Origin of the sequence: Luteibacter sp. 22Crub2.1 (assembly GCF_900167995.1) — a bacterium.
In the GTDB taxonomy this organism is placed as follows: Bacteria; Pseudomonadota; Gammaproteobacteria; order Xanthomonadales; family Rhodanobacteraceae; genus Luteibacter; species Luteibacter mycovicinus.
In genome coordinates this window covers 1-5,856 of the sequence record NZ_FUYT01000031.1, presented here as the reverse complement: position 1 = coordinate 5,856, position 5,856 = coordinate 1, and the positions used below count along the sequence as shown (strand labels likewise).

Below are 5,856 nucleotides of genomic sequence, written 5' to 3'. Positions count from 1 at the left end.
CCGGAATTTTTCTATGAGCCATGATTCACCTCGCAGGAGATTTTGCTCCTACTTGGTGGTCCTGAAAAACCCGGCCACTACAGGCGCGCTCCTACCCGTAGGAGCGCGCCTTGCGCGCGATGTTTTATTGTTCCTGCGCCTTCAGCGCCGCATCCTGCGCCTTGGCCTGATCGTCGACCGTCTTCTGCACGTCCTGCGCCTTCTTCTTCTGCGCCTCGAGGGAATCCCACGGGGTTTCGACGCGCGCCTGGGGTGCGGGCGGGGTCGGCGCCGGCTGCGGCGGTTTCGAGCAGGCCGCGCAGGCAAGAACGAGCAGAACGGGCAGGGCGCGATGTGTCATGACGGGCATGTCCTCAGGGTCGGGCCGAGTCTCGCGCTCCGTGCGCTTCAGCGCAATCGCGCGCCGTAGAAATCGTTCACCCGGTCGACGTCCATACGCCAGCCGAACAGCTCGGACAGCCGGTCGGCTGCCAGCAGCTCGTCCTTCGGGCCCTCCCCGAACAAGGTGCCGTCACGCAGCATGACGATATGGCCGATCTCAGGGACGATTTCCTCGACATGGTGGGTAACCAGCAGCAGCGTCGTTCCATCCTGAGCGAGTTCGCGCAGCAGGTCGAGGAAGCGCCGACGCGTACCCGGATCCAGTCCCGCACACGGTTCGTCGAGCAGGAGCGCGCGGGGCCGGTGCACGAGCGCGCGTGCGATCAGGACGCGCCGGGCTTCGCCCGTCGACAGCGTCGATACGTCGCGCGATGCCAGGTGCGCCGCGCCGACACGCTGCAACGCCTGTCCGGCGCGCGAACGCATGTCGTCGGTCACGTCATGGTCGAGACCGAGCGTCATCGACGCGAAGAAGCCGGAGAGCACCGCGTTCAGTGCGGTCTCGCCGGATGCCTCGAACTCGCGCCGAAGGTCCGCCGAGACCACGCCGAGCAGCGAGCGAAGTTCCGCGACGTTCCAGCGGTCGCGGCCGAAGACGCGGATCACGGGCGACGCGTCGTCATGCACGAGCGGGTACAGGCGCCGCTCGATCAGCTTGACCAGCGTGGACTTGCCCGAGCCGTTGGGCCCGAGAATGGCGGTGTGCTGGCCCGGCGCGATCGTCAGCGACACGGCGTCGAGCAGCGCACGACCTTCGCGGATCACGGTGGCCCGGTCGATGCCGAGCAGGGGAGTCTGGACGTCCATCGTCCGAGCATACCTTGTAGGATGCCGACATCGAAGGAGACCACTCATGCATCCACGACTTCCCAGCTGGCGCCTCGACGGCCGCACCGCACTCGTCACCGGCGCGAGTAAAGGCATCGGCTACGCCTGTGCGCGCGAACTCGCGGCCCTCGGTGCCGACGTGCTGCTCGTCGCGCGCGATGAACTGGTCTTGCAGGAAGTCCGCGACGAGCTGGCCGAGGAGTGTCCCGAGGTGGAAATCCTGGGCATGGCCGCCGATCTTTCCGACCAGGAAGACCGACTCGCCGTCTTCGACTGGGTAGTCGACCTCGACGTTGACCTGTCGATTCTCGTGAATAACGTCGGCGGCAACACGCCGCGTCCGACACTCGACTATTCGCCTGACGAATACCGTGCGCTCTTCGAGCTCAACGTGTTTTCGGCTTACGAGATGAGCCGCGCGGCGTACCCGCATCTGATCCAGCACGCGAATGCCGCGATCGTCAACGTCGGCTCGGTCTCGGGCATCACGCACGTGCGCACGGGCTCGCCGTATGGCATGACCAAGGCCGCGCTGCACCAGATGACGCGCAACCTTGCGGTGGAATGGGCTGAAGACGGCATTCGCGTCAACGCGGTGGCCCCGTGGTACATCCGGACACAGCGCAGCGAGCCCGCGCTGGCCGACCCGGAATACCTCGAGGAAGTGCTCGACCGCACGCCGATGGGACGTATCGGTGAGCCCGAAGAAGTAGCCGGCGCCGTCGCCTTTCTCTGCCTGCCCGTGTCCAGTTATGTCACGGGCGAGATCATCGCGGTGGACGGAGGATTTCTGCGCTACGGCTTCTGACGTTCGCCGGGCTCAGCCGCAGGCCTGAAGCTGCCGGCGAAGCGATGCGTCCTTCGCTTCGAGCGGCGGCTTGTCGCTCTTGAACGCGTTGCGGATCGCCTTCTGGTTGGCATCGGCATCGTCGCGCAACACGCGGCAGGTCTCGTCGGGGCTCAGTGCACGGCACTGGTCTTGCACCCAGATGTAGTTGTTGTTGACGAGCGCGCCGACGCTGCCCTTGCCGCGGTTGAGCTCCGGTGCGGACGCGACCGCCGCGCGGCTGTTTCCGTAGGTATCACTCAATGTCCCCCCGAAATCGCCCACCACACCCGACGGTGCCAGATAAGGCTCCGGGTGGCCGTTGTGGCTGGTATATGGCTTGCCATCCGTCGCGCGGATGCAGCCGTACATGCGCGGCGGCAACGCAGCCGGCGGCGCCGGCGGTTCCGGGCTGTCGACGTCGTCGCGGGGCGGCGGTGCGCCGGGCATGGGAGCGACCTTGCCGTCAGCGGGAGCCGAGTCCACCAGCTGGATCGTCTCCTGACGCTGCGCTTTGGCGCACGGCGTCTGTTGGTAGATCGTCTGCCCGGCGGCGACACACTTGTATACCGTCTCCGCATGAAGCGCGGGGCCGGTCACCAGGGCGAGCATGGCGAGTGCGACGCGGGCAGGGCGCATGGTCAGAACTCGGCGATGTGGTCTTCGCCAGCCAGACCGATCGTCATCGCCCCTTCGCCGACGTTGACCATGCCCGTGATGCTCATGGGGCTCTCGAGGATTTCGACACCGGCGTCGCCGCAGATGCGCGTGAGTGGGTGATATCCCGGCAGGTTGCGCATGTCGTCCAGGTCACCGCCGTAGCTGAGTGACAGCGAGGGCACGAGCAGTCCGGCCTGGACCCGCTTGGCGGCGTATTCGAACAGCACCTGCGCTCCGTGCTCGAAACCACGGACCTTGCCGACCGGTCCGGTTTCGCCGCGATGCGCGCGGAGGATCGGTTTGATATCGAGCGCGGTGCCGAGCATCGAGCTGAGAAAGCTGACGCTGCGATCGCCCTTGCTCCGGGCGCGCGAGCGCAGGTAATTCAGATCGCGCGGGAGCATGTAGCCGTACGAGCAATCGGCGACATGAGCGGCGCGTTCACGTACTTCGGCGGGTGACTTGCCCGCCTGAATCATCCGCACGGTCTCCGCGACGGCCGGGCCGGAGCCCGCAAAGATATTGCGTGTATCGACCACCCGCATCAGGAAGGGCCCCGTGTGGCCCATGGCTTCACGGACCGGCCGGTAACTCTTCAGGATGGCGAAGCTGGCCTTGATCACGTTGTCGTGGATCGGGCTGCGCGTGGCCATGATGGTCAGGCAGACGACGCAGTCAAAGTCGCGGACCATGCGGTCGAGGAAAAGGTCCTGCACATCTTCAACCGAGCTTGCCTCGGTCTCCGCCGAATGACTGCGGCTACCCAGCTTCTGGTCGCGGAAGCGCTGGATCTCGGCAGGGTCGCGGTCGTCCTTGAACTTCTGGTCGTCGACCTTGACGGTGATCGGCATGACCGCGATGCCGTTGCGCTCCAGGAAGTCATGCGGCAGGTCACAGGCCGCGTCGATCGCCACTCCGATTCGCATCGGCACCACTCCCATTCACGGCTCGAGGCCTCGCGGCGCCCGAAACGCCCGCTGCGTTCCACTTCGCTCCGCTGGACCGGATGCTACACTTCGCCGAATGAATTTGGCATCTCCGCCGGCGTGGCGTCGCCGGTAACCGCGCCACCGGATTGTGAAGATCCCCCATGAAAACCAAGAACGAGATCGTCTCCAACTGGCTGCCCCGCTACACGGGCACGCCCCTGGAGGGCTTTGGCCGGCACATCCTGCTGACCAACTTCGGCCATTATGTCGAGCGCTTCGCCGCCGACCACGGCGTGGAAGTACGCGGACGCGACCGTGCCATGCCCAACGCCACCGCCGACGGCATCACCCTGATCAACTTCGGCATGGGCAGCCCCAACGCCGCGACCATCATGGACCTGCTCAGCGTGATCGAGCCGGAAGCCGTGCTGTTCCTCGGCAAGTGCGGCGGCCTCAAGCGCAAAAACGCCATCGGTGACCTGATCCTGCCGATCGCCGCCATCCGCGGCGAGGGCACGTCCAACGATTACCTGCTGCCCGAGGTCCCGGCGCTGCCGGCCTTCCAGCTGCAGCGCGCCGTGTCCACCATGATCCGCGACCTCGGCCACGACTACTGGACCGGTACGGTCTACACGACCAACCGCCGCGTCTGGGAGCATGACGAAGGCTTCAAGGACTACCTGCGTCGCACCCGCAGCATGGCGATCGACATGGAGACGGCCACGATCTTCGCCGCCGGCTTCGCCAATCACATCCCCTGCGGCGCCTTGCTGCTGGTCTCCGACCAGCCGATGATTCCCGAGGGCGTCAAGACGGAGTCCAGCGACGCGGCGGTCACGGCCAACTTCGTCGAGCGGCACATCAAGGTCGGCATCGAGGCACTGAAGCTGGTGCGGCGGCACGGGCGCAGCGTGAAGCACCTGCGCTTCGAGGACGAGCAGGACTGACGTCGTCGGAAGAAAAGGACGAGGCGATCACGCTAGACGATCCCGGGGCGAAATTTCAGAATAATCGTATTCCGGTCGTCGATCGCCTCCTTTAGGGTCGGCTTCCCCACCTCAGAAGGAATGACGGCCATGCGCGTGCGCGATCTGATGCTCGGCGCGCTGGTGACGGTGATCTGGGGCAGTAACTTTTCGGTGATCGAAGCCGGCCTGCGTGACCTCGACCCGTTTCTCCTCACCGCGCTGCGATTTCTGATGACGGCGTTGCCGTTGGCGTTCTTCATCCGTCGGCCGGTCGATGTTCCCTTGAGCGCCGTCGCCATCTACGGCGTTTTGTTCGGCGTGGGGCTATGGTTCGTGGTCAACCTCGCGATGTCGCAGGGCATGTCACCGGGGCTGTCGTCCCTCGTGCTGCAGTTCAGTGCGTTCTTTACGCTGTTGCTCAGCGCCGCAGTGCTTGGGGAACGCATTCGCGCACCGCAAGTCGCGGGCATGGTGCTGGCCGGTGGCGGCTTGCTGCTCGTAGTCGGCTATACGAAAGGCGCGGCGGCGACGCGTGGCGTGCTGCTGGTATTACTCGCCGCAGTCAGCTGGAGCGTCTGCAATCTGATCGTGAAACGACATAAACCCGCCGATATGCTCGCCTTCATCGTCTGGTCGAGCGCATTCTCCGCCCCGGCACTGCTCCTGCTGACATGGCTCGTGCGTGGCTCGGCTCCGTTCGTCGTGCTGAGTCACGGCATTACCTTTCCCGCCGTAGGATCCATTCTCTTTCAGGCATACGTCACGACGATCTTCGGCTACTTCATCTGGAACACGTTGATGAAGACCTATCCAGCAGCGACGGTGGCTCCGCTGTCGCTACTGGTGCCGGTCTCCGGCATCGCCACGTCGTGGCTGGTCTTCGACGAGCACTTCGCCTCCGGCGTATGGCTCGGCATCGCGGTGATGCTCGCGGGTGTCGTCGTCTTCGTCCTCAGTCCACGCTGGACACGCGCCCCGGTGATAGCCAACCCCGTTGGCGAACGCTGACGATTGCGAAATCGGTCCAGATTCTCAAGACAACCCGCAATCGTTTTGTTAGCTTGTATCCGTTGCCTGCGGGGTAGCGATCCACGCGTCGCAGGCAACCATCGCTCAAAGCGGTGAGAAGCGCGGACCAGGGGTGTTGACGCACCACAAGGTCCGCTGACCCTAATCAACAGATAAGGTTGACCATGGCTATGCCAAATACTAAGGCATTCTCACGCGTGCCGCTTCCCGGCGGCACTCCCCTCAACGGTTACCG

At 64.8% G+C, this 5,856-nt stretch carries 7 protein-coding genes; 3 read left to right on the top strand and 4 right to left on the bottom strand.

What is annotated here, in order from left to right:
* Window positions 1-124: 124 nt before the first annotated feature.
* Both B5X73_RS20445 and B5X73_RS20440 read right to left on the bottom strand, forming a co-directional pair.
* On the bottom strand, window positions 125-340 hold the full coding sequence (locus B5X73_RS20445) for a hypothetical protein (RefSeq protein WP_036117012.1): 216 nt from the start codon (window positions 338-340) through the stop codon (window positions 125-127).
* A gap of 47 nt (window positions 341-387) precedes the next feature.
* Window positions 388-1,188, bottom strand: coding sequence for an ABC transporter ATP-binding protein (locus B5X73_RS20440; protein WP_079523092.1), 801 nt, complete (start codon window positions 1,186-1,188; stop codon window positions 388-390).
* 46 nt (window positions 1,189-1,234) lie between these two features.
* Here B5X73_RS20440 and B5X73_RS20435 point away from each other — a divergent pair, with 46 nt between their 5' ends.
* Entirely contained in the window at window positions 1,235-2,017 is a 783-nt protein-coding gene (locus B5X73_RS20435) for an SDR family oxidoreductase (RefSeq protein WP_079523091.1), read from the top strand.
* Between the two features lie 12 nt (window positions 2,018-2,029).
* Here the strand turns inward: B5X73_RS20435 and B5X73_RS20430 are convergent, their stop codons facing one another.
* Window positions 2,030-2,674, bottom strand: coding sequence for a DUF4124 domain-containing protein (locus B5X73_RS20430; RefSeq protein WP_079523090.1), 645 nt, complete (start codon window positions 2,672-2,674; stop codon window positions 2,030-2,032).
* 2 nt (window positions 2,675-2,676) lie between these two features.
* Window positions 2,677-3,621, bottom strand: coding sequence for a DegV family protein (locus B5X73_RS20425; RefSeq protein ID WP_176167911.1), 945 nt, complete (start codon window positions 3,619-3,621; stop codon window positions 2,677-2,679).
* 164 nt (window positions 3,622-3,785) lie between these two features.
* Between B5X73_RS20425 and B5X73_RS20420 the strand changes: the two genes are divergently transcribed.
* On the top strand, window positions 3,786-4,571 hold the full coding sequence (locus tag B5X73_RS20420; RefSeq protein ID WP_079523089.1) for an AMP nucleosidase: 786 nt from the start codon (window positions 3,786-3,788) through the stop codon (window positions 4,569-4,571).
* Window positions 4,572-4,700: 129 nt separating this feature from the next.
* Window positions 4,701-5,600 (top strand): EamA family transporter, encoded by a 900-nt coding sequence (locus B5X73_RS20415; RefSeq protein WP_079523088.1) that lies wholly within the window; start codon window positions 4,701-4,703, stop codon window positions 5,598-5,600.
* The last annotated feature ends 256 nt before the right edge of the window (window positions 5,601-5,856 follow it).

Bases quoted from the DNA above. Each gene is read 5' to 3' on its own strand.
- B5X73_RS20425 (WP_176167911.1), bottom strand. From the start codon at position 3,621: ATGCGAATCGGAGTGGCGATCGACGCGGCCTGTGACCTGCCGCATGAC.
- B5X73_RS20415 (WP_079523088.1), top strand. From the start codon at position 4,701: ATGCGCGTGCGCGATCTGATGCTCGGCGCGCTGGTGACGGTGATCTGG.
- B5X73_RS20445 (WP_036117012.1), bottom strand. From the start codon at position 340: ATGACACATCGCGCCCTGCCCGTTCTGCTCGTTCTTGCCTGCGCGGCC.
- B5X73_RS20435 (WP_079523091.1), top strand. From the start codon at position 1,235: ATGCATCCACGACTTCCCAGCTGGCGCCTCGACGGCCGCACCGCACTC.
- B5X73_RS20440 (WP_079523092.1), bottom strand. From the start codon at position 1,188: ATGGACGTCCAGACTCCCCTGCTCGGCATCGACCGGGCCACCGTGATC.
- B5X73_RS20430 (WP_079523090.1), bottom strand. From the start codon at position 2,674: ATGCGCCCTGCCCGCGTCGCACTCGCCATGCTCGCCCTGGTGACCGGC.
- B5X73_RS20420 (WP_079523089.1), top strand. From the start codon at position 3,786: ATGAAAACCAAGAACGAGATCGTCTCCAACTGGCTGCCCCGCTACACG.